The sequence below is a fragment of the Halostagnicola sp. A56 genome (assembly GCF_000691505.1).
Taxonomy (GTDB): domain Archaea; phylum Halobacteriota; class Halobacteria; order Halobacteriales; family Natrialbaceae; genus Halostagnicola.
Window position 1 is genome coordinate 429,122 of sequence record NZ_JMIP02000014.1, and the last position, 25,871, is coordinate 454,992.

At 65.4% G+C, this 25,871-nt stretch carries 33 protein-coding genes; 14 read left to right on the top strand and 19 right to left on the bottom strand.

Annotated features, from left to right (window positions below):
* Positions 1-24: 24 nt before the first annotated feature.
* Complete coding sequence (locus EL22_RS03965; protein ID WP_049953734.1) at positions 25-219, bottom strand: cold-shock protein; 195 nt, start codon at positions 217-219, stop codon at positions 25-27.
* Between the two features lie 96 nt (positions 220-315).
* Entirely contained in the window at positions 316-627 is a 312-nt protein-coding gene (locus EL22_RS03970; RefSeq protein ID WP_082146678.1) for a hypothetical protein, read from the bottom strand.
* 151 nt (positions 628-778) lie between these two features.
* On the opposite strand from EL22_RS03970, the gene EL22_RS03975 reads away from it, so the two are divergent.
* Positions 779-973, top strand: a complete 195-nt coding sequence (locus tag EL22_RS03975; protein WP_050050253.1) for a hypothetical protein — start codon at positions 779-781, stop codon at positions 971-973.
* A gap of 56 nt (positions 974-1,029) precedes the next feature.
* Here EL22_RS03975 and EL22_RS03980 read toward each other — a convergent pair whose 3' ends face one another.
* Together EL22_RS03980 and EL22_RS03985 are read right to left on the bottom strand one after the other, a co-directional pair.
* Positions 1,030-2,046: a 5,10-methylenetetrahydromethanopterin reductase gene (locus EL22_RS03980; protein WP_050050254.1), complete on the bottom strand. Its 1,017-nt coding sequence runs from the start codon at positions 2,044-2,046 to the stop codon at positions 1,030-1,032.
* Positions 2,043-2,813, bottom strand: coding sequence for a coenzyme F420-0:L-glutamate ligase (locus EL22_RS03985; protein ID WP_050050255.1), 771 nt, complete (start codon positions 2,811-2,813; stop codon positions 2,043-2,045). Before EL22_RS03985 ends, EL22_RS03980 begins: the two co-directional genes overlap by 4 nt.
* A 129-nt stretch (positions 2,814-2,942) precedes the next feature.
* On the opposite strand from EL22_RS03985, the gene EL22_RS03990 reads away from it, so the two are divergent.
* From EL22_RS03990 to ddh, 3 genes are all read left to right on the top strand, one after another.
* A complete protein-coding gene (locus EL22_RS03990) occupies positions 2,943-3,749 on the top strand; it encodes a formate/nitrite transporter family protein (RefSeq protein ID WP_050050256.1) in 807 nt (268 codons plus the stop codon).
* A 91-nt stretch (positions 3,750-3,840) separates the two neighbouring features.
* The gene (locus EL22_RS03995) at positions 3,841-5,274 is read left to right on the top strand and encodes an initiation factor 2B (RefSeq protein ID WP_050050257.1); all 1,434 of its coding nucleotides are present in this window, start codon (positions 3,841-3,843) and stop codon (positions 5,272-5,274) included.
* A 267-nt stretch (positions 5,275-5,541) separates the two neighbouring features.
* Complete coding sequence (gene ddh / locus EL22_RS04000; RefSeq protein WP_050050258.1) at positions 5,542-6,471, top strand: D-2-hydroxyacid dehydrogenase; 930 nt, start codon at positions 5,542-5,544, stop codon at positions 6,469-6,471.
* Positions 6,472-6,780: 309 nt separating this feature from the next.
* On the opposite strand, the gene engB is transcribed toward ddh, so the two are convergent.
* On the bottom strand, positions 6,781-7,398 hold the full coding sequence (gene engB, locus EL22_RS04005) for a GTP-binding protein EngB (protein WP_050050259.1): 618 nt from the start codon (positions 7,396-7,398) through the stop codon (positions 6,781-6,783).
* A 143-nt stretch (positions 7,399-7,541) separates the two neighbouring features.
* On the opposite strand from engB, the gene EL22_RS04010 reads away from it, so the two are divergent.
* Together EL22_RS04010 and EL22_RS04015 are read left to right on the top strand one after the other, a co-directional pair.
* On the top strand, positions 7,542-8,834 hold the full coding sequence (locus tag EL22_RS04010) for a TIGR00341 family protein (protein WP_050050260.1): 1,293 nt from the start codon (positions 7,542-7,544) through the stop codon (positions 8,832-8,834).
* 111 nt (positions 8,835-8,945) lie between these two features.
* On the top strand, positions 8,946-10,226 hold the full coding sequence (locus EL22_RS04015) for a DUF389 domain-containing protein (RefSeq protein ID WP_050050261.1): 1,281 nt from the start codon (positions 8,946-8,948) through the stop codon (positions 10,224-10,226).
* A gap of 15 nt (positions 10,227-10,241) precedes the next feature.
* Here the strand turns inward: EL22_RS04015 and EL22_RS04020 are convergent, their stop codons facing one another.
* On the bottom strand, positions 10,242-11,258 hold the full coding sequence (locus EL22_RS04020; protein ID WP_050050262.1) for a GTPase: 1,017 nt from the start codon (positions 11,256-11,258) through the stop codon (positions 10,242-10,244).
* 140 nt (positions 11,259-11,398) lie between these two features.
* Here EL22_RS04020 and EL22_RS04025 point away from each other — a divergent pair, with 140 nt between their 5' ends.
* The gene (locus EL22_RS04025; RefSeq protein ID WP_050050263.1) at positions 11,399-11,758 is read left to right on the top strand and encodes a DUF5518 domain-containing protein; all 360 of its coding nucleotides are present in this window, start codon (positions 11,399-11,401) and stop codon (positions 11,756-11,758) included.
* Between the two features lie 121 nt (positions 11,759-11,879).
* Here the strand turns inward: EL22_RS04025 and EL22_RS04030 are convergent, their stop codons facing one another.
* From EL22_RS04030 to EL22_RS04055, 6 genes are all read right to left on the bottom strand, one after another.
* Positions 11,880-12,227, bottom strand: a complete 348-nt coding sequence (locus tag EL22_RS04030; protein ID WP_050050264.1) for a four-helix bundle copper-binding protein — start codon at positions 12,225-12,227, stop codon at positions 11,880-11,882.
* Positions 12,228-12,350: 123 nt separating this feature from the next.
* A complete protein-coding gene (locus tag EL22_RS04035) occupies positions 12,351-12,875 on the bottom strand; it encodes a hypothetical protein (RefSeq protein WP_050050265.1) in 525 nt (174 codons plus the stop codon).
* Between the two features lie 151 nt (positions 12,876-13,026).
* Positions 13,027-13,311, bottom strand: a complete 285-nt coding sequence (gene hisE / locus EL22_RS04040) for a phosphoribosyl-ATP diphosphatase (protein ID WP_050050266.1) — start codon at positions 13,309-13,311, stop codon at positions 13,027-13,029.
* Positions 13,312-13,779, bottom strand: coding sequence for a bifunctional nuclease family protein (locus tag EL22_RS04045; protein ID WP_050050267.1), 468 nt, complete (start codon positions 13,777-13,779; stop codon positions 13,312-13,314).
* An 86-nt stretch (positions 13,780-13,865) separates the two neighbouring features.
* Positions 13,866-14,480 (bottom strand): pyridoxal 5'-phosphate synthase glutaminase subunit PdxT, encoded by a 615-nt coding sequence (gene pdxT, locus EL22_RS04050; protein WP_050050268.1) that lies wholly within the window; start codon positions 14,478-14,480, stop codon positions 13,866-13,868.
* Between the two features lie 96 nt (positions 14,481-14,576).
* Positions 14,577-14,738 carry a preprotein translocase subunit Sec61beta gene (locus EL22_RS04055; protein ID WP_049953716.1) on the bottom strand — a complete coding sequence of 54 codons (162 nt, stop codon included), beginning with the start codon at positions 14,736-14,738 and terminating at the stop codon, positions 14,577-14,579.
* A gap of 138 nt (positions 14,739-14,876) precedes the next feature.
* Between EL22_RS04055 and EL22_RS04060 the strand changes: the two genes are divergently transcribed.
* Complete coding sequence (locus tag EL22_RS04060; protein ID WP_049953715.1) at positions 14,877-15,146, top strand: co-chaperone YbbN; 270 nt, start codon at positions 14,877-14,879, stop codon at positions 15,144-15,146.
* A gap of 93 nt (positions 15,147-15,239) precedes the next feature.
* On the opposite strand, the gene npdG is transcribed toward EL22_RS04060, so the two are convergent.
* Entirely contained in the window at positions 15,240-15,905 is a 666-nt protein-coding gene (gene npdG, locus EL22_RS04065) for an NADPH-dependent F420 reductase (protein WP_050050269.1), read from the bottom strand.
* Between the two features lie 150 nt (positions 15,906-16,055).
* Between npdG and EL22_RS04070 the strand changes: the two genes are divergently transcribed.
* Positions 16,056-16,457 (top strand): hypothetical protein, encoded by a 402-nt coding sequence (locus tag EL22_RS04070; RefSeq protein ID WP_050050270.1) that lies wholly within the window; start codon positions 16,056-16,058, stop codon positions 16,455-16,457.
* A 99-nt stretch (positions 16,458-16,556) separates the two neighbouring features.
* Here EL22_RS04070 and EL22_RS04075 read toward each other — a convergent pair whose 3' ends face one another.
* Positions 16,557-16,817, bottom strand: a complete 261-nt coding sequence (locus EL22_RS04075) for a hypothetical protein (protein ID WP_050050271.1) — start codon at positions 16,815-16,817, stop codon at positions 16,557-16,559.
* A gap of 157 nt (positions 16,818-16,974) precedes the next feature.
* Between EL22_RS04075 and EL22_RS04080 the strand changes: the two genes are divergently transcribed.
* Entirely contained in the window at positions 16,975-17,808 is an 834-nt protein-coding gene (locus EL22_RS04080; RefSeq protein ID WP_050050272.1) for a glycerophosphodiester phosphodiesterase, read from the top strand.
* A gap of 60 nt (positions 17,809-17,868) precedes the next feature.
* Here EL22_RS04080 and EL22_RS04085 read toward each other — a convergent pair whose 3' ends face one another.
* Together EL22_RS04085 and EL22_RS04090 are read right to left on the bottom strand one after the other, a co-directional pair.
* Positions 17,869-18,495 (bottom strand): hypothetical protein, encoded by a 627-nt coding sequence (locus EL22_RS04085; RefSeq protein ID WP_050050273.1) that lies wholly within the window; start codon positions 18,493-18,495, stop codon positions 17,869-17,871.
* 77 nt (positions 18,496-18,572) lie between these two features.
* Positions 18,573-20,177, bottom strand: coding sequence for an FAD-dependent oxidoreductase (locus EL22_RS04090; RefSeq protein ID WP_050050274.1), 1,605 nt, complete (start codon positions 20,175-20,177; stop codon positions 18,573-18,575).
* Between the two features lie 158 nt (positions 20,178-20,335).
* On the opposite strand from EL22_RS04090, the gene EL22_RS04095 reads away from it, so the two are divergent.
* Positions 20,336-20,692, top strand: coding sequence for a hypothetical protein (locus EL22_RS04095; RefSeq protein ID WP_050050275.1), 357 nt, complete (start codon positions 20,336-20,338; stop codon positions 20,690-20,692).
* Positions 20,693-20,758: 66 nt separating this feature from the next.
* On the opposite strand, the gene EL22_RS04100 is transcribed toward EL22_RS04095, so the two are convergent.
* Complete coding sequence (locus EL22_RS04100; RefSeq protein WP_050050507.1) at positions 20,759-21,628, bottom strand: TIGR01548 family HAD-type hydrolase; 870 nt, start codon at positions 21,626-21,628, stop codon at positions 20,759-20,761.
* Between the two features lie 221 nt (positions 21,629-21,849).
* Between EL22_RS04100 and EL22_RS04105 the strand changes: the two genes are divergently transcribed.
* Complete coding sequence (locus EL22_RS04105; RefSeq protein ID WP_050050276.1) at positions 21,850-23,286, top strand: MATE family efflux transporter; 1,437 nt, start codon at positions 21,850-21,852, stop codon at positions 23,284-23,286.
* A 56-nt stretch (positions 23,287-23,342) separates the two neighbouring features.
* Here the strand turns inward: EL22_RS04105 and EL22_RS04110 are convergent, their stop codons facing one another.
* Together EL22_RS04110 and EL22_RS04115 are read right to left on the bottom strand one after the other, a co-directional pair.
* On the bottom strand, positions 23,343-23,921 hold the full coding sequence (locus EL22_RS04110) for a metalloprotease family protein (RefSeq protein WP_050050277.1): 579 nt from the start codon (positions 23,919-23,921) through the stop codon (positions 23,343-23,345).
* Positions 23,922-23,984: 63 nt separating this feature from the next.
* On the bottom strand, positions 23,985-24,377 hold the full coding sequence (locus EL22_RS04115; RefSeq protein ID WP_050050278.1) for a UPF0146 family protein: 393 nt from the start codon (positions 24,375-24,377) through the stop codon (positions 23,985-23,987).
* 39 nt (positions 24,378-24,416) lie between these two features.
* Between EL22_RS04115 and EL22_RS04120 the strand changes: the two genes are divergently transcribed.
* Both EL22_RS04120 and EL22_RS04125 read left to right on the top strand, forming a co-directional pair.
* Positions 24,417-24,938 carry an archaemetzincin family Zn-dependent metalloprotease gene (locus EL22_RS04120; RefSeq protein ID WP_050050279.1) on the top strand — a complete coding sequence of 174 codons (522 nt, stop codon included), beginning with the start codon at positions 24,417-24,419 and terminating at the stop codon, positions 24,936-24,938.
* Positions 24,939-25,007: 69 nt separating this feature from the next.
* On the top strand, positions 25,008-25,787 hold the full coding sequence (locus EL22_RS04125; protein WP_050050280.1) for a class I SAM-dependent methyltransferase: 780 nt from the start codon (positions 25,008-25,010) through the stop codon (positions 25,785-25,787).
* Positions 25,788-25,871 lie beyond the last annotated feature (84 nt).

Consider the following 25,871-nt stretch of genomic DNA (forward strand, 5'->3'; position numbering starts at 1 on the left):
AAACGATACCCCTTCTTCGGGCGCTTACAGTCGCTCGACGTTGGTCGCGCGCGGGCCCTTATCTGCTTGTTCGATATCGAACTCGACTTCCTGTCCCTCCTCGAGGTCAGGACCGCCGACGTCTTCCATGTGGAAGAACACGTCCTCGTCCGCGTCTTCGGTTTCGATAAAGCCGTAACCGCCTGTGTCGTTGAAGAATTCGACCGTGCCTTTCGCCATTGCAGGCATCTAGAGCCACGACTATAGCATAAATGTTCGGGACGATTGTGCGGCGTTTGCCGGTTCTTTCTGGCCAACTCTTGGCCAGCACGGATCTTACCAGTCTTTGCAAGCCGGACACACGAGCGCTCCGTCCTCGAGCCAGGCCCGATCGACCGTCTCCGAACACGTCTCGCAGGTGTAGCTCCCCCAGACGTACGTCGAGGTCGCCGGCTCGACGGCGGGACCCGGTTCGGTCGTTTCGCCTCCCCCGAGTGCGTTCTCAGGCTCCGTGTCTGATTCTGCGTCCAACTGCGTGTTCGATTCCGTCTCCGACTCCGCGTCCGACTCCGAAGCTTCCTCCTCGGCGCTCGAGTCCGCCGCATCCTCGTCCCCGGTAAACGCCGAGAGCGTCGCGTCCTCTGTCACGGGCGGCGATAGGTCCGGAAGCGACTTAACGACTCGGGCGACCGGTCTCCGAGTTCGGACGAACATATTGCCGTCTCAGACGGGTAATCAATTCGGCAGGCGTTCGCCTCGGACCGGCACGGACAAGTACCATCGGTGACAACCCGCACGTATGGACACCGCCGTACCGCTGAACGTCATCGTGGACAACCTCGTCGAGATGAACGACCTCTTCACCGACGTCGCGATGGGCGACGGAGCCGCGCCGCTTCTGGTCGCGATGGGCGGGCTCATCGTCGTCGCCAGCCTCGGAATCTTCGGCGCGCTGACCCTCGGTGCCGTCGGCAATCTCCTCACTGCGAACTAGAACGCGCCCCGCGATCGGCTCTTTCTTCCCGTCACTCGCTACCGACCAGCCGACCGTCAGTCGGTTCGCCGTTCGTCTCCGGTCGCCGTTCGGAGCGCCTCGCTCGAGCGCTCGATCGCGTCCTCGAGATCCGGCCCGAGCGGCGAGCCGACGACGACGCCGTCGACGTGCTCGAGTGCCGCCTCGAACCGGTCGACGACCGTCTCGGTCGTCCCCGCGATACAGAACGCGTCGATCATTTCGGGGGTAACTCGACCGAAGGCGTCGGTCAGATCGCCGCGCTCTAACGCCTCGCTGACCGCCGACGCGGCGTCGGGATCGACGTCGTGGCGCTCGAGCACCGGCTCGGCCGCGCCGCCGACGATGAACGCGACCGGTGGTCGGGCCGCCTCTCTGGCCGTCTCCTCGTCGGCGGCGACGCTGGTGCTGGCGAACGCGAGCGACTCGAACGAGCCGCGGTCGTCGGGACGGTCCGCAAGCCCCCGTTCAACCTGCTCGCTGGCCCACTCGAGGTCCGTGGGATGGGCGGCGTTGATCAGGACGCCGTCGGCGTGTTTCGCACTCATCCGAAGCATGTGCGGCCCCTGTGCACCCACGTAGACGGGGATCGTCTCCGACGGCGACTCAAGGTTGAGCGAGGCGTCTCTCGCGGTGAACGTCCCCTCGTGGGTGACCGTCTCGCCGGCCCAGAGTTCTCGAGCCACGTCGAACGTCTCGAGGACGCGCCGAAGCGGGCGATCGCGCTCGATTCCGAGGTTCGAAAGCGAAGACCGATCGCCGGCGCCGATCCCGAAGACGGCACGGCCGTCGCTGCCCTCGTCGATGGTCGCCACCTGCGCTGCGAGCCTCGCGGGGTGGGTCTCGTAGGGGTTGACGACACCCGGCCCGATCCGAATTTCGTCGGTCGATGCCGCGATTTTCGAACAGGTGACGAACGGATCGCGGTTGAAGTAGTGACTGCTCGTAAACGCGATGTCGAACCCGCTCTCTTCCGCCTGAGCCGCCAGCGAGGCGATCCGATCTGCCGGGTGTTCGGGCGTGAGTTCGATCCCCCAGGTTGATCCACCGGTCATTCGTCGACCCTCCACTCGCGCAGCGCCTGCCGGATCAGGTCGTCCTCGACCGACCGGAACAGTTCGTCGCTTCCGCCGTGGTCGCCGAACTGCCAGTCGCGGACGACCACGGCGGGGGTTCCGCCGTCCCCTTCGCCGGTGACGAGGTTCGCCGCCGCGGCGAGTTCGTCGACGACCGACTGGACAGTGACGCCGAGTTCGTGGCCGTCGCGATCCGTCTCCCCGCGCCAGTCGCGGCTGGCGGGCATCCCCGCCCACCCGAGCGCGACGCCGCGCTGGCCGTGTCGGAACGGCCGTCCGCAGGTGTCGGTGACGACGACCGCGACGTCTTCGATGCCGCGTTCCTCGAGGCCGGAACGAATCCGTTCGGCGTTCTCGGCCGGTCGCTTGGGCAGGAGTAGGATATCGTTGTCCGGCACGTTCGAGCGATCGATACCAGCGTTCACGCAGATGTGGCCGAACCGAGTTTCGGTCAGGAGAAACGGCGCGTCGATCAGGAGTTCGGTGCTCTCCTCGAGCACCGCCTGCGCGAACCGGGGGTCCTTCTCGTCGCCGGTTATCTCCTCGAGCCGGTCGGCGATCTCGGTCGCACGGCCGCTGACGGGAAACTCCTCGAGATCGACGGCCCGATCCTCGGCTTTCGAGACGATCGTGCTCGCGACGGTGAGGACGTCGCCGGCCTCGAGCGTGGCCCGATCTGCGACGAGTTCGGCGATGTCGTCGCCGGGACGGATCTCGGGCAGATCCGTCACTGCGTGTAGTTCCATACCGGAAACAGGGTCAGCCGCGCCAAAAACGCACCGTCATCGGAGGACCTCGTCCGTACTGGTGGCAGCCGTCTGGGAGATGAAAAGGTGGATACAGGCTGATCGATAACTCAAGTGTGGTGACGACGCGTGGATGATTCAGAGCCCGATACGTTCGCCGTCATGGAACAGATGCCGACGCAGGAGGTTCTCGATTCCCTCATCGAGAGTGGCCTCCACGAGATCAGGCGCGAGAGATCCGGGCTGTTACTGTCGGGGTTTTCCGCCGGTCTCGACATCGGATTCGGGCCGCTGTTGATGGCGGTCGTCCTCACGCTTTCGCAGGGTTCCTACGGCGATCTCACGACCGAACTGCTGCTGGCGAGCGTCTACTCCGTCGGCTTTCTGTTCGTGATCCTGGGCCGCTCGGAACTGTTCACCGAGCACACGACGTTGGCCGTCGTTCCGGTTCTCGACAGACAGGCGTCGATCGGACAGTTGATGCGACTCTGGGGGCTGGTCTACATCGGAAATATCATCGGCGGGCTCTTGTTTACGTTGCTCGCCGTCGTCTTGATGCCGGGGCTCGGCGTCGTCTCGCCGGAATCGTTCGAACTGATCGCGACCAAACTCGTCTCCCACCAGTTACACTGGCTGTTCGTCGCCGGAGTCTTCGCGGGCTGGTTGATGGGGCTGCTGGCGTGGTTGATTACCGCTGCGCAGGGAACCTTGAGTCGAGTGGCCATCATCTGGATCGTCACCGCCACGATCGGAATTCTTCACCTCCCACACTCCATCGCGGGCAACGTCGAGGTGCTGTTCGGCCTGTTCATCTCCCCGTCGATCACACCGTTGAATTACCTCGCGTTTCTCTCCCTTTCGACGATCGGGAACGCGTTTGGCGGCGCGATATTCGTCGCCGTTCTCAAGTACGGCCACGTCGTTCGCGGGGCGTAGCGACGCTAATTTCGTTTTTCGCGGGGCATCGTAACTCCAGTCGGGTTTCGGTCCCGAAACGCCTTCCCTCGAGGCGGCCGTCCGAGCAACTATGACCGACTCGAGCAGAGATCGGACCGAGCGCGACGCGAGCCACGTCGTCACCGCGTTCCTCCGGAATCGCGGTGAGGTGTTGCTGTTGTGTCGGAGCGACGCGGTCGGAACCTACCGCGAGCAGTGGGGCGGCGTCTCCGGGTTCGCCGAGGGCGACCCCGACGAACAGGTTCGCGTCGAAATCGCCGAGGAGACCGGCCTCGAGGATCGCGTCTCGCTGATTCGCTCGGGCCGACAACTGCGGGTGACCGACGACGAACTCGAGCGCGAGTGGGTCGTCCACCCGTACCTGTTCGAGTCCGAGTCGCGCGCGGTCGAACTGAGCGAGGAACACGACGCCTTCGAGTGGGTCTCGCCGACGGTCGCGATCGATCTCGAGACCGGATCGGAGCCGACCTCGCCGGCGTCGGTAGCCGCCGCGGCCGAAATCTCCGGAATCGACGACAGAGAGACGGTCCCGGGTCTCTGGGAGGCCTACGAGCGCGTCGCCCCTTCGGTACGGTCGGTCGCCGCGGACGACGAACACGGCGCGGCCGTCCTGTCGATCCGCGCGCTCGAGGTGCTCCGCGACCGGGCGGGCTTGCTGCTCGACGAGCGCGACGACAGCGGCGTCGACCCCGACGCGGAGCGGGACGAACTCGCGGGACTCGCCGGCCGACTGCTCGAGACCAGACCCTCGATGGCCGTCCTTCGAAATCGGGTGAACAGGGCGATGGCGAACACGTCGACCGCGGGCGGCTCCGACAGCGAGGGTTCGGACGGGACCGCAACCGAGGCTTCCAGCGTTCCCGGCGCTCTCGAACTCCTCGAGTCGGCGCTAGCCGAAATCGATCGGGCGGTCGCCGCCGATCAAACCGCCGCCGAAACCGCCGGTGAACACTTCGACAGCGACGAGCGGGTGCTGACTCTCTCGCGTTCGGGGACGGTTCGTTCGGCGCTCGAGGAGTGGGACCCCGCTCGGGTATTCGTCGCCGAGTCCAGGCCAACTCGCGAGGGCGTCGACGTCGCTGAGGAACTCGCGGGCCAGCTGCCGGTCACGCTGCACACCGACGCGGCCGCGGCCTCGGTGCTCTCCCGCGAGTCGGTCGATCGCGTCGTCGTCGGTGCCGATACGATCCGTCCGGACGGTGCCGTCGTTAACAAGACCGGCACGCGCTCGGTCGCACTCGCCGCGGCTCGAGAGGGGGTTCCGGTCTCCGTGGTCGCCGCCACGGACAAGGTCTCGACGCGCCCGGAGGTCACCCTCGAGTCGGGTTCGAGCGCGGCCGTCTACGACGGCGAGGCGTCGATCGACGTGTTGAATCCGACGTTCGACGTGACGCCGGCAGACTGCGTAGATGAGTACGTCACCGAACGCGGTTCGCTCGAGCGGACTGACGTCGACTCGATCGCCGCGGAACTGCGGGAACTGGCGTCGTGGACCGAGTCGTAGTCGCGTCCCAACCGATGGCGGTTCGAACTGTTCGCGCGAAACGACAGACCGAAACCCCTCGAAGCCGACGTACGGATGGCGGCCGTGACGAAGAGTTACCCCCTCCGAGCCCCTTGTGACGAGGACTTTCACCGAGCCGCCGTCGTTTCCTACCGTGCGTTGTCCGCTCGAGTCGACGCGCCGTGTGAGACGGTGGTCCGATTCGCTCGCGAGAGCGACTCAACCACTGGAGAAACCTTGAACACGGTGTACTCTGTATCCTCGAGCATGCACATCGATATCGAACGACTCGGCGTCCACGAGTCGGTCGCGACCGTCTTTCCGGCCCGCGTGCTCGTCGACTCGCTCGAGGACCTCCCGCTCGAGGTCGACGCTATCGGCGACGGCGAAATCGGGGCCTGCGACGCCGTCGTCACGCTCGAGTACGACGACGCCATGCTCGAGTGTGCGTGGATCCACTCGATCCAGTCGGGCGTCGACCGATTCCCCTTCGAGACGCTCGAGGACGAGGACACGATTCTGACCAACAGCACGGGCATTCACGGCCAATCGGTTGGCGAGACGGTCGCGGGCTATCTGCTCGCGTTCGCTCGTCGACTCCACGACGCCGTCGCGAATCGGGGCGACCGCCGCTGGGAGCCCCCGGCGTGGGACGAGGCGTTCACGATTTCGGGAACGACGGCCTGCGTCGTCGGCACCGGGACGCTCGGCACCGGCGTCGCCGACGTGCTGGGGTCGCTCGGAGTCCGCGTCACCGGCGTCCGCCGATCGACGGAGCCGCTCCCCGAGTTCGACGAGATGTACGCGAACGACGACCTGCTCGAGGCGATTTCCGACGCGGACTTCGTGATCGCCACCATTCCGCTGACCGACGAGACGCGCCACTGCTTCGACGCCGAGGCGTTCGCCGCCATGCGCGAGGACGCGTACTTCGTCAACGTCGCCCGTGGCAGCGTCGTCGACGAACCGGCGCTGGTCGAGGCGCTCGAGGCCGACGATATCGCCGGTGCGGCACTGGACGTCTTCGAAACCGAACCGCTCCCCGAGGAATCGCCGCTCTGGGAGTTCGACGAGGTTATCGTCTCGCCCCACTGCGCGGGATTCACGCGGGACTACGGCCCCAACGTCGGCGAAATCGTCCGCGAGAACGTGGCTCGGCTCGAGCGCGGTGACGACCTGCAAAACAGGGTCGTCTGAACTCGTCGTTGCGACTCGTGCGGACCACGATTCGCGGTGGCCGGGCGCACGGCTCGAGTACTGCGAGAGCCGTGCAACTCGGGGAAGGGCAGGAACACACCCGAAACTCACCGCGAGCGAGGCCCCAGGCCAAGCGAGCGGGCCGACGACTGACTCGGAGTGAGTAACGCGAACGGAGAGGAAGGAGGAGTGCTTTTCATCGAAGCTAAGCGGGATCTTCGATCCCGCGAGGTCCAAAAGAGTGCTTTGCACTCTTTTGAGGATTTTGCCGAGGGCACGGCTTCGCCGTGCCCGCAGAGCAAAAGTTCGTTAGAAAAATTTGAACAGATCGTCGCGTTCCTGCTCGTGGAGGTGGGTGCGGACGGCCTCATACAGCGGCTCGAGTTGGCCGCGTTTGGCGCTGATCGGCGCGATGGTCTCTTGCCACTGCTTCCAGGGCGGATAGAGGCCGAGTCGTTCGGCGAGGTCGTCGAGGCGCTCGTCGCGGTCGTCGACCTTGTCCATCTTGTTGACGGCGACGACGGTCGGCACTCCCAGATCCTGCAGGAAGTGGAACATCTCGACGTCGTAGGGGATAGAATCCGGTCCGGTGTGTCGATCGATGATGTCGACGACGCTCTTGCCGTCGACGACCAGCACCGCGACGAGGATCTTGTCGGCGTGCTCCTCGAGGTAGCGAACGATATCGGTCTTGATCTGCTCGCGGTGGTCCTCGTCGACGCCGCTCATGAACCCGAATCCGGGGAGATCCGTGAGGACGAAATCCTCTGCCGACCAGTCGTAGTGGTTCGGCGAGCGGGTGACGCCCGGCTTGCCGCCGGTGTCGAACGAGTGGCCGGTCAGTTCCCGCATGAGCGTGGACTTGCCGACGTTAGAGCGCCCGACGAGTGCGACCTCGGCCTCGCAGTTCGGGCGGGTTTCGAACATACCTGACGTAGGACGATGCCGGGTAATAAGCGCCGCGACGGCGCGCCGACCGCTGGCCGCTCGGTTTCGGTCGGTCTCCGCTCACGATTTCACCCGCAGCCGTCGGCACTGGAGTTATCACACCGGGGTGTGAGATACCGGGTGTGCGGCTCGTACAGCTGACGATACCGACGGGGAAACGACAGACTCTCCTCGAGACCCTCGACGAGCAGGGCGTCGACTACGTCGTCACCGAGGAGACGAGCGCCCGCGATTTCACGGCGGTCGCGTACTTCCCGCTCCCCGCGGCGGCGGTCGAACCGGTCCTCGATTCCTTGCAGGAGCAGGGGGTCGACGAGGACGCCTACACGGTCGTCGTCGACGCCGAGACCGTCATCTCCCGCCGGTTCGAGGCCCTCCGCGAGGAGTACGAAAACGGGGACGTCGAATCGGAACGGATCTCGAGACAGGAGCTGCAAGCCGAAGCGGAGTCGTTGACCCCCTCGTTCAAGATCTACGTGACGATGACGGTCGTAAGCGCCATCGTCGCGACGGCTGGGCTGTTGCTCGATTCGGCGGCGGTGGTCGTCGGCTCGATGGTCATCGCCCCGCTGATCGGGCCGGCGTTGGGTGCCAGCGTCGGCTCCGTTATCGACGACGAGGAGCTGTTTCTCAGCAGTCTCAAGTACCAACTGATGGGCGTCGTGCTGGCTATCGCCGCCGCAGCGATATTCGCGTGGACCGTTCGGATGACGAACATCGTCCCGCCCGGGCTCGACATTTCGGCCGTCGACGAGATCGCAGAACGGCTCGCGCCGGACCTGCTCTCGCTCGTGATCGCACTCGGCGCTGGCGTCGCCGGGATCGTCTCCATCTCGACCGGGATTTCGGTCGCGCTCGTCGGCGTGATGATCGCGGCGGCGCTTATTCCGCCGGCCGCCACCGTCGGCATCGCGCTCGCGTGGGGCCAGCCCTCGGCGGCGATCGGTTCGACGGTGCTCGTGCTCGTCAACGTCCTGTCGGTGAACCTCGCGGGGCTGCTTACGCTCTGGTACGCGGGCTATCGCCCGGAGAACCTGTTCGAGCTTCGCCCGACACAGAAACGGGTCCGCCGTCGAGCGATCGGATTGATCGTCATCGTTCTCCTCTTCGGGGTGTTTCTGGGTGGGATCACCTACAGCTCCTACTCGGCGGCGACCTTCGAGGAGAACACCCGCGAGGACGTACAGGACCTCCTCGAGCAACCCGACTACGACGGCTATCAGCTACTCGAACTCGAGGTCGTGATGGACGAGAATTACCCGTTCGTGCGCCCCGAACGAGTGATCGCGACGATCGGAGGCCCGCCCGGCGAGACGGATCCGGACCTGGCCGACGAACTCGACGATCGAGTAAATCGGCACGGAGACGACTCGATCGCCGTCGAAGTCAGGTTCGTCGAAGTCGCCCAGCGGTGACGGCTCCGTAGCCGACTTTCGGATCGACAGTGGATCCCGATTCGCCGGTTTCGACCGCTCTCGGCGCACACAGGGGAGTGCCTTTTTGCCCTCCGTGTTGGTCCCCTACTCGTGCGCCTCGTTCACGTCACCGTTCCGGATGCTCGCCAGGACGCGGTTCGAGCGGCGCTCGAGGACGGGCAGTTCACGTTCACCGTCGTTCCGACCGTCGATGACGGCGTCATGTTCGAACTCCCGGTTCCGAGTAACGCGGTCGGTGACGTTCTCGACGAACTCGAGGCGGCCGAGGTCGATCTCGAGCAGTACACTGTCGTCGCCAGCGCCGAGGCGGCCATGACCGGTACCGCGGACACCCTCGAGCGGGAGTACTCGGGACGATACAAACCGATGACGGCGATCGAGCTTCGGACGAAGGCTCGCGACCTGAGCAGGGACACCGCCTCCTACGCGGCGCTGATGGTGTTGAGTGCGCTTATCGCAACCGCAGGATTACTAATCGGTTCGCCCGCGATCGTCGTCGGCTCGATGGTGATCGCGCCGATCATCGGGCCGGCGTTGACCGCCAGCGTCGGGACCGTGACCGGCGACCGAAAGATGATCGTCGATAGTCTCTGGATGCAACTCTACGGGCTCGCACTGGCGATCATCGCCGCGGCGGCGCTCGCAGCGGCGTTTCGTTTCGCCGGATTCGTCCCGGCCGACCTCGACCTCCCGGCGCTCAAGCTGTTCAGCGTTCGACTCGCGCCGAACATGCTCTCGCTGGTCGTTGCCGTCGCGGCGGGGCTGTCCGCAGGGATCGGGCTGACGACGAAGGGACCGACCTCGATAATCGGCGTTATGATCGCCGCCGCGTTGCTTCCAACGGCCGCGGCGACGGGGATTTCGATCGCCTGGCTCGAACCCGAACTCGCGATCGGAACGGCGATCCTGCTGTGCGTGACCATGGTCGTGATCAATCTCGCGGTACTTACCGTGTTGGTCCTCCTCGGGTACGTCTCTCGAGAGCGCGCTTCGCCGGCTGGAGGTCTCGATCGATCCATCGTGGCGACGGGACTACTCGCACTGGTCGTCGTCGCGCTCACGCTCTCGGTCGGGGTCGCGACCGCACAACAGGTCGGCGTCGACCGGGAGGTCGCGGCGTCGGTCGAAGAGACGCTCGAGGACCCTGCCTACGGCAACCTCTCCGCGGTTTCCGTACAGACGCAGTACTCCGATATGTCGCCGTACACCGGTCCGCGGAGCGTGACGGTCGTGGTGAGTCAGGACGGTCCGGCGGATACCGCAGCGTTCGCCAGCGATGTCGCCGAGACGATCACCGACCGAACCGGCGAGCCCGTCGACGTTCGCGTCGAACCGATCCAGTACGAATCGGCGTCTACAACCGCCCAGTAACAGTCGAAACCGCCGTCAGCCGTCGAAGGGGAGTTCGGGTTCGTAGTCGATCGCCTCTACCGCCGCCTCGAGCACTCGCTCGACGTTCTCGCCGGTTTCGACGCTCATGTAGTAGTCCGCCTCGACGTCTCTCGATCGGTCCGCTTTGTTGCCGATCGTGAGGACGGGCGCGTCTTCGAACTGGGCCTCGATGGCGTCGCGCAACTCGAGTTGGGACTCGAGGGGGTACCCACACTCGCCGCTGGGGTCGAGCAAGACGAGGACGCAGTCGCCGAGGTGTTCTAGGGCACTGACGGCCTGCGATTCGATCTCGTTTCGTTCCTGTGGGGGCCGGTCGAGCAGTCCCGGCGTGTCGACGATCTGGTAGCGGATATGATCCCGTTCGAAGTGCCCGAGTCCGATTCCGGTCGTCGTAAAGGGATACGAATCCGTTTCGCCGCGGGCGTTGGTCACGTCGTTGACGAGTGAAGATTTGCCGACGTTCGGATAGCCAGCGACGACGATGGTGGGTTCGTCGGCGTTGATCTCGGGGAGGTCGCGGAGTTCGTTGCGCGCGTCGTTTATCACCCGGAGGTGTTCGTCGACCTGTTCGACGATGTCGGCGAGTCGGGCGAACGCCTGCTGGCGGTGCTTTCGTGCGGTGTCGATGTCGGTCTTGCGGAGCCGCGACTGGTACTCCTCGTGGATCTCGCGGGTCTTTCGGCCGGCCCAACTGACCTGCGAGAGGCTCTGGCGAAGGGCGTCGACGCCGGTCGTCGGTTCGTCGCCGTCCGATCCCTCCGAGTGGGTGATAGAGACGTCGAGGATCGCGTTGGCGAGTTCGTAGTAAAACGGATCGACATCGTACTCGAAATCCGGCCACGCGGTCACGACGTTCTCTAAGTTGTCAGACATGATGTTCGCCGCCGTCTGGAGCATCGACTGCTGGGCCTCGAGGCCGCTCTTGGCGTTGCCCGAGCGGGCCGCCCGCGAGAACGCCTTGTCGATCAGCTCTTCCGACGTCGGCGTCGTCGGAAGGTCTTCGAAAATCATAGTCACCAGTACAGCCTCGACACTAAAAGGGCGTTCGTTGTCGGTTCGTCCGCGAGGCCGCGTCTCCGTCCCGTTGATCGCCTGTGACTCGAGGCCGAACCCGCCCGTGGGCTTATTCTGCTGGGCGTCATACTCTCTCTATGACTAATTGGCGCGCCGTTTTCATCGGCTTTCTGGTCACCATCGTCGTCTCGACGCTCGGGCTCGTGATACCCGGGATCGGACAGCTCGCAGGCGGTCTCGCCGGCGGATTCGCCGCCGGGTTCATCGCCGGCGGCGGTCTCCTTCGGGGCTTCTGGCACGGCCTCCTTGCGGGCGCGCTCGGCGGAATCATCGGCGCGTTCATCCTCGGCGTGGTCGTCGGCCTCACCGGCCTCACGCTGGGTCCGATCGGCGGCCTGCTCGGCGTCAGCATCTTCGTCTTCGTGACGGCGATCGCCATGATCATGGCGATAGAGAGCGCGCTCGCGGGGGCGGTCGGCAGCCTGCTCGCGAACTGACCCGCGTTTTTCGACCGGTTGTCCTCGAGGCCGTCGCCGTCGCTCGAGGCCGTCGACACGGTAAAAACGCGGTCGTATTCGTCCGGACAATTCATCTCCCAGTGAGTCGCACCGTCCCTGGTTAGGCCGACGCCATCTCTCGACAGCTCTCGGCACACTCCGGCAGAATCTCCGCGCAGGCCTGACAGTGGTCGTGATCGTGCTGTTCGCATTCCTCTGCACACTCCTCGCAGGCGTCCGCACAGATCGACGCCAGCTCGCCATGATAGCCCGAGTTTCGAGCCATGAACCGCGCGTGCAGCGTCGCCAGGTCGGCCACGTCGCGGCAGAGTCGAATGCACCGGGCCATCTCCTCACCGTCATCCGCGCAGGCGTCCGCACACCACTCACAGACCTGTGCGGCTTCGAGGCAGTTGTCGATACACTCTCGTATCTGGTCGTCCGCGTGCTCGAGTTGTTGGAGTGCCATCGCGCAGACGAACGCCAGCGTCGAGCATCAAACTGGCACGGGCGAGTGCAAGCGACGGACGGTCGAACGGCGCGGATCCGTTTCCTCGACTCGTCGGCTCGCTGTCGAAGTCACAGCCCTCGGTTACCGCTCGGCTCGCTCCCCCGGTACGTGGTCTCTGTGGACGATACCGCGTTTTGCGGCGTTTTCGGCCGCCGATTCACACCGAGAGACTACCATCTGAACGCGCTCGATCTGCTCCGTACAGTCGAACTCGTCGGTTTCGTGCTCGGCTCTCGCACGACAGTACCGGACGTACAACGCGACTCGCCAGTCCGACTCGAGCGGCCACCAGACAGCCGACGAATCGCCGTCTAGTTGGCCCTCCCAGGTCTCGACGAGTTCGTGGACGAACGCCGCGAGATCGGCTTCCGTTTGCTGCAGGTCCAATCCGTACTCTATCTCTCGAGAGAGAAATGTCGACTGTTCGACTGCGGCGGTGGTTGCAGTTTCGCGCTCGATCAGTTCTCGAAATGCCAGCAGGTCGTCCCGAGAAACAGCGACGGCACACGCGACGCAGTAGGTGTCCGCAGGAAAATGTTCGTACTCCGGGACGGAGGGCCGTGTCGTCGTCTCGGCCTTGCTCCGGCCGTCTTCAAACGATCGCATAACGCTCCTTTTGGGTCATATAGGATGGGTTTTGTGGTGGTTCCTACAAGTAATATTTAACGAATATTTTAAGTTGTGCGAGAAATATCGTCCGGAAATACCGAGACGCCATCTACCCTGGCGGACACGACGAGTCGAGGACTGTACGAGCCTATCGCCGCGCTTCGAGTTCGTCCTCGAGTTCTGTGAGATCCATGTCTTTCATCGAGAGCAAAACCAGCAGGTGATAGACGATATCGGCGGCTTCGGAGGCGATCTCCTCGCGGTCGTCGTCTTTGGCGGCCAACACCAGTTCGGTCGATTCCTCGCCGAGTTTCTCCAGCACGGCGTTTTCCCCCTTCTCGTGGGTAAACAGCGACGCGGTGTAGGAGTCGTCGGGTAGCGTTTCCTTGCGGTCTTCGATGACGGCGAACAGCTCCGCGAGTGTCTCGTCCATTTATAATTCACCGGGAACGTCACGGATGTCTTCGAGTTCGGCGAACTTCTCGCTGTCGTCTCGGCCGTCCTCGAAAACCGCCTCCGTCACCTCGATCGGGACGTTGGTTCGGGCCGCGAGCGCGAGCGAATCGCTCGGTCTGGCGTCGATCACGGTCTCACCGCGGGGCGTGTCGACGTGAATGTCCGCGATGTAGGTGCCGCCCTGCCCGTCGGCGCGCTCTTCGATCTCGTTGACGACGACGCGATCGACTCGTCCGCCGAGTTCCTCCATCACGTCGAGCAGGAGGTCGTGAGTCAGCGGCCGACCGATGTCCTCGGCCTCGAGCCCTCGAGCGATGCTCGTCGCCTCGTTGAAGCCGATGAAGATCGGCACGATGTCCTCCTCACCGTCGACGGCGAGGATCAAGACCGGGACCGGGCCCTGCTGGGTGCCCGCGACGCGGACGGCGTCGATGGACGCGTTCATATCACGATACACGAAGGCGAACGGCAAAAGTCTGTACGCCTGCAACCGTCGTCTCTCGCGGAGCCACGGGCGGGTCGTCCGCTGTTCTACTCGAGTTCCGGCACCGACGCGCCCTCGGTCTCGAAAAACGCCAGTTCGTGAATCCGTTCGTCGGTCGTCAACTCGGGATGAAAGGAGGTTCCGACGACGGGGCCGTCCCGCACCGCGACCGGGTTCTCGTCCCACGATGCGAGGACCGCCGCGCCGCCCACGTCGTCGATCACCGGCGCGCGGATGAACACGGCGGGAAACGGCTCGTCGTCGGCGAGTCCCGACACCTCGAGGGGCGCTTCGAAGCTGTCTTTCTGCCGACCGAACGCGTTTCGCTCGACGGTCACGTCGATCAGATCGAGCGTTTCGACGCGCTCGTCGCCCGCGTCGCTCGAGGCGACGATGAGCCCGGCGCAGGTCGCGAACAGCGGCTTCCCGGCGGCGACGTGGTCGCGGATCTCTCCGGCGATCCCCTCCGAGTGAACGAGCCTCGAAATGGTCGTCGACTCGCCGCCGGGCATCGCGAGCAGGTCGCAGTCGGGGACGATACCCGATTCGCGGACCTCGCGGACCTCGACTGATTCGCCGTGGGCCGCACTCGCCCGCTCGATCGCGGCTGCGTGTTCGGAGACATCGCCCTGCACGGCGACGACGCCCGCTATCAGTGACATAGCCGGAGTAGTGCGACCAGCGTGAAAAATCTCGCGTCAGCGAACGGACCTGCTGCTCGAAGGGTGATTCGGGACCCTCGAGAAACGACGACGACGTTACGAGACGAACGTCAGCAACTGGACGAGCACGCCGAGCATGACGCCCGTCGCGATGACGGTCTTGGGGTCGATGCGAATCGCGTTCGAGTCTTCGGAGTCGAAGTACCGGATGAGACCGGCACTGGACATCAGCCCGCCAGTGTTCTGTCCTTTATCCATACCTCCTCTTTCGCTCGCCGGGCACTAAATCTTTCGACCGCCTGCACGATCCGCGATTTGCCGGCGTCGTCGGTTACGGCAAAGACCCAGCAGTGGGAAACCCTTATGCGCGCAGCGCGGGAAACTCCACTGAACGGTATGACTGTCACACTTAAAGACTTCCACGCAGATTGGTGTGGCCCCTGCAAGACCCAGGATCCGATCCTCGAGGATCTCGAGGAAGACTGGGAGGGCCGATTCGAAGTCGAGAAAGTAAACGTCGACGAACAGCAAGACGTCGCAAACGAGTATCAGGTGCGTTCGCTCCCGACGCTCGTCATCGAAAACGACGACGAGATCGTCGAGCGCTTCGTCGGTGTTACGCAGCGAGAAGACATCGAAGACGCCCTCGAATCCGCCGGGGCCTGATCGGAACGGCGCCGTCGATTCGCTTTTCCCGCCGCCGAACCGCGACCGGTTACCCGCGGGTCCGTCGCCGATTTCGATCCCTCTCGACGGCGGTTACTGGAACTTCACGCCGACGTCGTGTAACTCCTCGTTGTGTCGCGCGATGTTGATCACCAGCGGCGTGATGCTCTCGACCTCGGCCGCGTTCGCCAGCGGCCCCCCGTCGAGGGCGCGAAGCCCGTCTATTTCGTTCGCCAGCGCCGTGACCGCGTCCTTGGCGGCCCCCTCGCCGACGACGATCGTATCGAGATCCAGGTCGTGCTCGAGGTTCGAGAGCTCGCCCGCCGCGAGGTTGTGAAACGCGCCGACGACCGGAACCTCGTCGGGTGTGCGGCCCGCCACGAGTTCGGTGACGCTGCCGGCAGACGGCGGGTGGTAGTGCATGCCGTCCTCGTCACCTTTCATCCCGACGGCGGGGGTGACGAGGACCGTGTCCGCGTCGAGTTTTTCCGCGACGGCGTCGACGGTGTCGCCGGCGTAGTAGGGCGGTACCGAGAGGACGACGATGTCCGCCCGATCGGTCGCCATCTCGTTCGTAAAGCCCTTGATCGACGCTTCCACGCCGCGCGCTTCGAGCGTTTCCTCGTAGCCCTCGACCGCGTCTCGAGCCTTTTCGGGGTCTCGAGAGCCGATCAGGATCTCGTGGTCGGTGTCGTGTGCAAACCGGAGCGCGAGTCCCTCTCCGATGTCGCCGGTTCCGCCGAGTAGTGCGATGCGCATGTCTCTCCATCAGTGTGGCATCCGAATAAAGGGTGGGAGGATGGCCGAACTCGCCGGAACCGTGGCTGGCAGTTGAGTCGCTCGGTGTCGGTTCCGGCGGGCGGCCTTCGCTCGCACCACATATTTGTCACTGCGGATGTCAGTTCCGCTATGGTGATCTCCGTATCGGCCCGAACCCGGCGCGCAGTGTTGTTCGCCTGTCTGGCGTTTCTCGTCCTCTCGAGCGCGTCCGATCTCCTCGCACACGGCTCGAGCGCGTGGCTCTGGGTCGTGGGGTACGCCTTCGGCTCGTTCCTCCTCGTCGGCCCGGTCGTCTGGATCGCTCGCGATCGCATTTCGGCTTCTCGTCGCGAGGCTCTCCTGTACCCAGTTTTCGGGGCAGTCTTTCTCTGTTTCGTCCTCGCTTTCGGGGTCGAACTCGCGCTGGGCGGCGCGTTGTTCTTCTTCGACGCGGGGACCGTCGGCAGTATCGCCGGCTTGGCGCTCGCGTACCTCCTCGAGCGGACCGTCGTCCCCGAACGCCTTCGGGCTCCCGAGCACAGGCGAACGTAGGCGCTTCGAAACGGGCGATCGCAGTCGGTTCGAACAGGTGATCGCGGGCGGTTCGAACGCGGATAGTCAGGCGCTTCGACCGCGGGCGACGGCGACGAGTCACGGCGCGTTATCTTCGTCCGGATCCATCGCCGCGCCGATCTCGCCGCCGTCGTAGGCGTCCCGATTCCGCAACTCGCGAACCCGCTGCTCGAGTCGGTTTTCGAGCGTCCGCCGGTGGTCCTGATCCACGCCGGGGTCGTCCGTTAGCTCCGAGAGATCTCGGCGGGCGCGCTCGAGCAGTTCGACGGCCGCGCCGGTCTCGAGGTCTGTGGCTCGCTCGAGGTCGGACTCGACGTCTGGAAGGTTCCGATCCGTCATGGACGGTGTCTCGACGGGAAGCGGTTTCAAGGTTTGTGCGGCTGTTCGCCGCTCGGTCAACGGAGACCGCCCTCGAGGGACGAGTGGCGTTCCGGTCGAGAACAGATGCCGCTCTCGGGGAACAGATACAACGGGACCGCCTGCGTTCGTTCGTCCAATGACCGAGCCCGCCGTCATCGCGCATCGCGGATTCGCCGGCGTCGCCCCCGAGAACACCGTCGCCGCGGCGCGAACCGTCGCCGAGCACACCGAGGCGTCGATGCTCGAGATCGACGTTCAGCCAGCGGCCTGTGGCACGCCGGTCGTGATCCACGACGAGCGACTCGAGGGGGTCCGCGACGGGCGGCCACTGACCAATGCGGAGGGCCTCGTCTGGGAGACGGATCTCGAGAACATTCGGGACGCGAGGGTGCTCGGAACCGACGAAACGGTGCCGACGCTCGCGGCGTTTCTCGAGGCGGTTCCGCCGTCGATGGCGATCAACGTCGAGTTGAAAAATCCCGGTACGGCGGCGATTCGGTTCGGCGAATCGCTCTCCGAAGACGACCGCAGGGAGCAAACGGCGGTCTGGGAGCCGTTCATCGAACGGGTCGTCGCCGACTGCGACGCCTTCGCCGGCGAGATCCTCTTTTCGTCGTTCTGCGAGGGCGCACTCGCGGCCGTTCGCGATACCGCGCCAGCCTACGCCGCTGCCCCGCTGATTTGGGACGACCTCGAGGCGGGCCTCGAAATCGCCCGCCGGTACGACTGCGAGGCGATCCACCCGCCGCGAAACGCCATCGCGGGAACGGGACTTTCGGGGACCGAGTACGCCGGTTTCTCGAGGGGCGACGAGCCGGCTTTCGACCTGCTCGAGACCGCCCACGACGAGGGGCGGGCGGTGAACGTCTGGACCGCCGAGACGTGGACTCAGTTCGACCAGCTCGCCGAGGCGGGCGTTGATGGAATCATCGCCGACTATCCTGGGTTGGGAACGACCTCAAGCCGCTGATCTGGATTTCGAGCAGGTAGTTTGGGTCTCGACCCGCTTATCAAGGGTTCAAGTTGCTGATCATGGTCTCGTCCGCACGACGCCAAGCCACCACGCGCCGACCTGCACGGCCAGTGCGACGGCCGCCGCTGCGTAGTCGTCGGTCAGCCAGCTCACATCGAACAGCACGACGGCGGCGAGGGGAACGAGCGCGAGTCCGGCGGCGAAGACGAAGGTGCGGACGAAGTCGTCTAACTCGAGTCCTAACCGTTCGAGCCCGCCGTAGAACGCGAGCCAGCCCGCCGCGATCGTCGAGACGAGGACGAATCCGGCGTTGAGAACGCCGCTGAACGGATCGACGGAGCCGACCGCGCTCGCGAGCGATCCGACCGCGAACTGGAGCGGGAGAAACGCGAGTGGCACGAGGAACACGGCCAACCAGACGAACGTCCAGGCGCCGGTCGGGTCCGCGCCGAGTCGGTCGTACCCGTCCTCGACGAGCCACGCCGTCCCGCAGAGGGCCATCGCGAACGCGACCGGCCAGAAGAGCCCGTTCGGGAGCGACCAGGTCCCGGTCGATAGGCTGACTCCTTCGTCGAGGACGACCGCTCCGACAAACACCAGCCAGAAGAGTCCGACGAGCGTGCCGAGCGAGCGGGAGAGGTCAGTGACGACGTTCCCGACGCTCGCTCGAACGGAATCCGTCATTACTCTCCCCTTGTACCGGGTGTCAAATAACTGTTCTGTCGCCGAGACGCGCCGATGCGAGTCGGCCAGACCGCCGCTTATCGGTCGCGATCGGACGCCGGTCCGGCGTCGCGGGTCGGCAGGTCGTCCGTCGCCGGTCCCTCGAGAAGCGTCCCGTCGGGATCGAACCGCGAGCCGTGACACGGACAGTCCCAGCTACACTCGGCGTCGTTCCAGTCGACGACGCAGTAGGTGTGCGGACAGACCGCGGAGACGGCGTGGAGGTCGCCGTCGGCGTCGCGCGCGATCGCGGTCGGCTTCGGCCCGTCGCGGACGACTCGCCCCTCGCCGCGCGCGATCGACTCGAGGTCGGGCGCGAACAGCGTTCGGAGCCAGTCGGTCGCGAACTGGCTCGCGGCGTCCGCGTTCTCCGTAATCGCGTCGGCCGCCGAGGGCTTGGGCGTGAACCGGAGCGGATCGAATAGATCGGCTTCCGGCGGGTGTTCGCCGTCGATGAGTCGGGCGAGCAGCCGACCGGCGGCGACGCCGTTCGTCATTCCCCAACCGCGAAAGCCGGTCGCGACGAAGACGTTCTCGGCGGCGACGCCGGCGCGGCCCACGAACGGCACGCGGTCTGCGGTCACGTAGTCCTGAGTCGACCACCGGTAGTCGATCGATTCGACGGAGAACCGCTCGCGCGCCCAGCGCTCGAGCCTGCGATACCGATCCGCGGTCGAACCACCCTGCCCAGTCTTGTGGTTTTCGCCCCCGACCAGCACGAGCGTCCCCTCTCCCTCGCGCTCGTGGTGGGTCCGAACCGAGCGGTAGGGCTCTCCAGGCCGGTAGTACATCGCCGACGGCGGCTCGCCCCGAATTCGGAGGCCCAGCACGTAGGAGCGCTTTGGGCGCATTCTGGTGAAATAGCCCGCCCGATCGAGGATCGGGTAGCCCGTCGCGAGGACGACTGTCCCGGCCGTGACGGTCTGGCCGCGCTCCGTTCGGAGCCGACAGGGGTTCCCCGGCGTCACGTCCGTCACTCGAGTGCGTTCGTAGACGCCAGTCTGGCCGGCCGAATCCACGCTTTCGGCGTCATCGTTCGCGTCCCCGCCCTCGTGGATTTCCTCGGCGAGCGCGAGCAGGTATCGACGCGGGTGAAACCACGCCTGGTCGTCGAATCGAAGCGCCGCGGCCGCCCGCTCGAACGGCGGCACCGACCGCACCTCGGTCGCCTCGAGCCCCGCCATCGCGGCCGCGTCGGCCTCCCGTTCGATCGCATCCGGTTCGTCGCCGTAGAGGTACGACGGCCGGCGTTCGAACCCGCAGTCGATCTCGAGGTCGTCGATCCTGCCCTCGACGATGTCGATCGCTCGCTCGTTTATCGACCCGTACTGTCGGGCGGCCTCGCGGCCGAACTCCCGGCGAAGGTGGTCGTATATCTGTCCGTGCTGGCTCGTCAGCTTCGCCGTCGACTTCCCGGTGACACCGGCGGCGATTCGGTCGCGCTCGAGGACGACGACCGACCGCCCGCGTTCTCGAAGCTCCATCGCCGTCGAGAGGCCGGCGATTCCCGCGCCGACGACGGCCGCGTCGACCGAGGGATTCGACTCGAGGGGGTCGAATGTCGTCTCGAGCGGGCTCGCGAGCCAGGGAGAGGTCGGCTCGCCGGGGAGATCGTCGTCGGGCCGCCTGAAAGTCTCGGGCATCTGACCCGGCGATACCACGGCGGACGGCAAAAACGGACGGGGCGCGCTACAGCGGGGTGCAGTGATCGGACTGCCGAAACATTGCCTGATATTGGGAACTTCGCCGTTCGTAACCGCGGTTCGGAGCTATTTTCCGTCACGTCTCCAACAGAACGGCAATGGCTGGGGATGGCCACTTGGGCGAGCGAGGGCTCTGGAGTGGCCTCTCGTATATCGGGCTCGGGCTGGTGGCACTGTGGTTCTTCGAGTTTCACGGGGACTCGGCTACAATCGCCGAGGTGATCCCATGTCTCGCACTGGTTGGTATCGGCGTTGCGGATGCACTCGCGCCGCGGTTGTCGCCCCTGTTCGCGGATCTGAACCGCTACTGGACCGGCCTGTTCTGGTCGCTCTGTGGGCTCGGTATCGTCGGCCTCGCCGTCGTGAGCTCGGGCGCTACCGGCAGGTGGCTCAGTGGTATCGTCCTCGGCGGGGGTCTCGTCCTCTACGGGCTGTTCGTCGCAGCGGACTGGTAGCCCGCTCTTGTAGGTATCAATCGATTCGTGGCCACGAGTTGAAATCGATCTTTCACCGAGAATCCGCTACTCCTCGAGTGCGTCCGGCACTTCGTTTACCGACTCGAGGACGAGCGATGCGCCCTCGCTCTCGTACTTCCGTCGCCCGTCGTCGCCGGTCAACCCGCCGGTGAGGACGCCGATCCCGTGGTAGGTCCGATCCGGGTCCGCCTCGCTCGCGTTGACGGCCGTCCGCACGTCGTCGAGCGTGTCGCCGACGAAGACGACGGTCTCGGCCTCGAACTGCGCCGCGAGGGTCGTCAGCGCGTGCGGGTGCGGTTTGCCTTCCTCCCAGTCGTCCATCGTGAACCGGTCGCCGGGATCGATCTCGAGGCCGACCCGCTCGAGGGCGATTTCGGCTTCGGCCTCCGGTCGCCCGGTCACGACGCCCACGTCGTAGCCGTCGGTCAGCCGCTCTCGAGTGTCGTTCTCGAGCAAGACCGGTTCGTCGTGGATGAACCCGCGCGTTTCGCTCTCGGGCTCGCCGCCCTCGAGCCCGCGGTAGAGGTCGCTCCCGAGATAGAGCTGCTGGAAAACGTCCCGGAGGCGGTCGCGATCCCAGCGGTCGGTCACGCGCTGGGTCGCCGTCGCGCCGATCCCCTCGCGGACGACCGTCGTCGCGGCCTCGAGGCCCCCGCCGTTTTCGGCGATCTCGTCGGTGAAGGTGTCGATCGAGCCGCGGTAGCCTTCCTCGGTCGCCAGCACGTACAGCGCCGCGGCGTACGTGAGTTCCCAGTCGTTGTTGAACCCGCCGGCGTCCTTGAACTGCTGGATGTCCGCCTTCCGAATGGTCCGGTCGTAGACCCGTTCGACGGACTCGATGATCGCGCGCCGGTAGGAGTTTTCGACGTCGACGAGCACGCCGTCGATATCGAGGACGACCGCGTCGGCGTCGATGGCGACGCTCGCGGTCACATCGTCGCCCTCGGTCGGGGTCCTCCCGCCGTCGTCTTCGTTCGCACTCTCGGCTGTAGTCATACGTCGAGCAACGGGCTCGAGGTGATAAAACGCGCCGAATCCGTCCGGTCGCTCGGTCGGTCATGACCGTCTCCCGGCGACTGCCGGGATTCGCGCTCGAACCAGCAGATGGAAGTCGGCGTCTCCGCTACAGACACTCAATGAGCGGGGGACAGCGAACGATCGTCGATGCTGTCGCGCGCGGACTCGAGCGCCTCGGCATCATCTCCGCCGACCGGTTCCGCCCGACGATGGAACTCGCGTTGCCTCGGATCGGGACCGGCTTCGCGATCATGTCCAAGCAGACGGCCGATCTGGCGATGGTCGGCATCGCCGTCGGCACGACGGGGACCGCCGGGCTCGCGTTCGCGCTGGCCTACTGGGAAGTCGTGACCATGCTCGGACTGGGCCTCGCCGGCGGGACCGTCACCCTCGTCTCCCAGAATTACGGTGGCGAGCAGACCGGCCGGGCCTCGATCGTGGTCAAACAGAGCGCGTTGGTCGCGATCGCGTTCGCGCTCCCGGTGATGGCCGTCTTCACCCTCTTTACGGAGCCGTTGATCGATCTCCTCGGCAACGATCCGGATTCGATCCGTCACGGGAGCACCTACCTGACCTTCGTCACGCCGGCGGTCCTCTTCGAGCTGTTGAACCTCATCGCGAGCCGAACGTACACCGGGATCGGCGACACGTTCACGGAGATGATTGCCCGCGGCGGCGGCGCGGTTCTCAACGTCGTCCTCAGCGCGCTCTTCATTTTCGGGTTCGACATGGGCGTCGCCGGCGCAGCGATCGGTACCACACTCTCGACGGGGTTCGTCACCGTCGTGCTCGCGTGGGGGATGTTCGGACGGAGCTACGGGGCGCTGGGAATGGAACCGAGTCCCGTCCCGCTCACCCGGACCGGGCCGCTGTTCGACGCGGGTATCGTCCGCCAGCTGATGGAGATCTCGCTGCCGGAGATCGGCCGGCGGCTCGCACAGGGCGTCGTCGTCTTCCCGCTGCTCTGGATCGCCGCCGCGTTCGGTCCGGTCATCGTCACCGCCTACGAGGTCGGCAGACGCGTCCGCGGCCTGATCAACAGCATCAACTGGGGGATGTCTCTGGCCTCGAGTTCGCTGGTCGGCCAGCACCTCGGCGCGAACGACGAGGACGAGGCCGAGGCCTACGGCGAGGCGATCGTCCGGCTGTCGACGCTGCTCTACGTCGGCGCGGCCGCGATCGTCCTGATGTTCGCCGATCCGATCGCCAGCGTGTTCGTGAGCAGTCCCGCGGAGGTCGGCCAGGCCGGCACCTTCGTCGCGGTCGGCGCGATAAGCGCGATCGGGTTCGGGATCGACGGCGGCGCCGCCGGCGCGCTGTTAGGTGCCGGCGCGACCCGCTGGCCGTTCGTCGCCTCGCTGATCGGACGGTACGCCTGCGCGCTCCCCGCCGCGGCCCTGGGTCTGGTGACGCCGCTCGGAGTCTCGGCGCTCTATCTCGCGTTCTTGCTCGAGACGTTCGTCCCGGGCGGGATCAACTACTGGCTCTTTCGCTCCGGTCGCTGGAAGGCCGTGAGCCGGCGGTATCGTCCCGGTTCGACGACAGACGCGGATTGACGAGCGGTTCTACGGACGGAGCAGGCCGAGCGCCTCGGGGCTGATTCCGAGACGGTTCACAAGCCGAGCGAGAGCGTCAACCACGCCGCGAGGACTCCCAGCCCGATCGCGTAGAGCGTATCGAGGAAAAACCACGAGAGCAGGTTTGCCACGTAGATGGCGACTACGAACGGGATACCGAGGAGCACGGACGGCGAGCGACGCCACTCCGATCGCGTCCGGTTCCACAGCGTCCTCGCGTCGCCCGTGCTCGGGAACGCCTGCGAGCCGATGCTGAAGCCGAGCCAGCCCAACGCGACCGCCGTTGCGACGATTTCCTCGCCCGGGAGCGTCATACCGGGCCCGATACCGCCCTCGAGCGCGCCGCTCGAGCGGACGACGGCGGCGAGGACGACGAACAGAGAGAACGCGACCGCGGTGTTGAACGCAAACGGCGCGACGCTGACGACGAACGATTCCCGATAGCGGTCGGGTTCGCGGTGGGTGACGTAGCCGGCGGGCGTTCCGAGTCGAAAGTACGCGACGTCGACAACGGGAACCCCCATCAGGTCGCAGGCCTTCTTGTGAGCGAACTCGTGGACCACCACGCCGGGGATCGTCAGCAGACTGAAGAGAAACCCGATGAGCACGAGCATATCCTATAACGAGAGTACCTCGACCTCAGTGTTCTGGATCGGCGTCTCGGCTCCCCGGCCGGGTCAGTCCGCGACGAACAGCGTCCCGCCTGGAATCGTCTTCCGTTCGACCGGAACGGTCGGCTGGTCGCCACCCAGAGTCGTAAACACGAAGGTGGCGTCGACCGCTCGAGCGACCGCGAGCGTCGGCCGGTGGAGTTCCGGCGGCAGGTTCTGGGCGACGACGGCGTCGGCCCCCTCGTAGACGCCCATTTCCGGTTCGACGATGTCATCGCGAACGAACGTCACGGCGTCGGGAACGGATCGATCGTGAACGTCGGTTGCGGTGACGGAAACCCCGGATTTCGCCAGCACGCTCGCCAGATCGGTTCGGCGGCCGATCCCCACCTCGACCACCCGATCCGCGCTCGAGAGGTAATCGCGGATTGCCTCCGTATTCCGACGAGAGTATGCCATGGCGGGACGTTTATGGCACCTGCGGCCATAGTCGTTTCTATGCTCGTCGATATCGTTCCGGTGGGGTCGGTCTCCGCGGAGGTCAAGCGGGCGGCCTCGACGGCGTTGCGTTCCGTCTACGACTGCGACGTCGCGATCAACGACTCGCAGTCGATTCCAAGCGGCGCCTACGACGACGGACGGAACCAGTACTCTGCGGAGGCGTTTATCCAGCTTGCAGAACGAACCGGCCGGGGCGAGAAGAACATCGCGATCACGCCGCACGATCTGTTCTACCGGCGCCGAAACTACGTCTTCGGACTCGCGTACCTAGACGGCAGCGGGAGCGTCGTCTCGACCTATCGGCTCCAGACGTCCTCGGACGGCGGCTTCTCGAACAAGAGCGCCGCCGACATCTTTCAGGATCGGGTCCGAAAGGAGATCGTCCACGAGATCGGCCACACCTACGGGCTCGAACACTGCGACAACAACCGCTGCGTGATGAACTTCTCTCCGACGGTGCGCGAGGTCGACATCAAAGAGGAGAATCTCTGTGGGAGCTGTCAGCGGCTGATAACGTAGTCTGCACGTCAACCGCTCTCTTCGCGAGCGGACCTAACATTTCTTTACTGGCACGCCGTATTCGAACCAATGCCCACCACTGCCCCCTTCGAGACGCTCACCGACGAGTACGACGCGTGGTTCGAATCGAACCGTGATGCCTACCGAGCGGAACTGGCCGCACTCGATCGCGTACCCCCTGAAGATGAACCGCCTACAGATGCCGTGGACGACACCGACGCCGGTGATGCCCTCGCCGCTCCCACTACGCTCGAGGTCGGCGTCGGCACCGGCCGCTTTGCCGGTCCGCTCGGGATTCCGGTCGGAATCGATCCGGCGGCGAACCCGCTATCTGCGGCTCGAGATCGAGGCGTCGAGCCGATTCGGGGCGTCGCCGAACGGCTTCCTGTCCGCGATGACATGCTCGAGCGGGTCGTGTTCGTCACCGTCTGGTGTTTCCTCGACGATTTCGAGCGCGCGCTCGCGGAAACCCGGCGCGTGCTCGCGGCCGACGGCGAACTCGTCGTCGCATTTCTCGACCGCTCGAGTCCGCTCGGGCAGGGCTATCAGGCGACCAAAGACGAGAGCCCGTTCTACGCGGACGCGCGGTTCGTCACCGGTGCGGAGGTCTGTAATGCGCTCGAGGACGCGGGATTCGTCGTTCGCGATCGGCTCCAGACGGTGTTCGAGGAATCGGGTGACGACGAATCGGACGGCGATGAATCGGGTGGTGACGAACCGCACGGCGACGAACTGGACGGCAACGAACTGGACGGCGACGAACTGGCGGCCGAACCGACGGCGACCGACCGCGTTCGATCGGGACACGGCGACGGACTGTTCGGCGTCGTTCGCGCCACACTCGAGTAGCTCGCTCACTCCGACGGGCTCCGCGTCTCACCGTCGGGAACAACGATTTAGGCACTAACCTCGTACGGTCGCCTACGATCACTG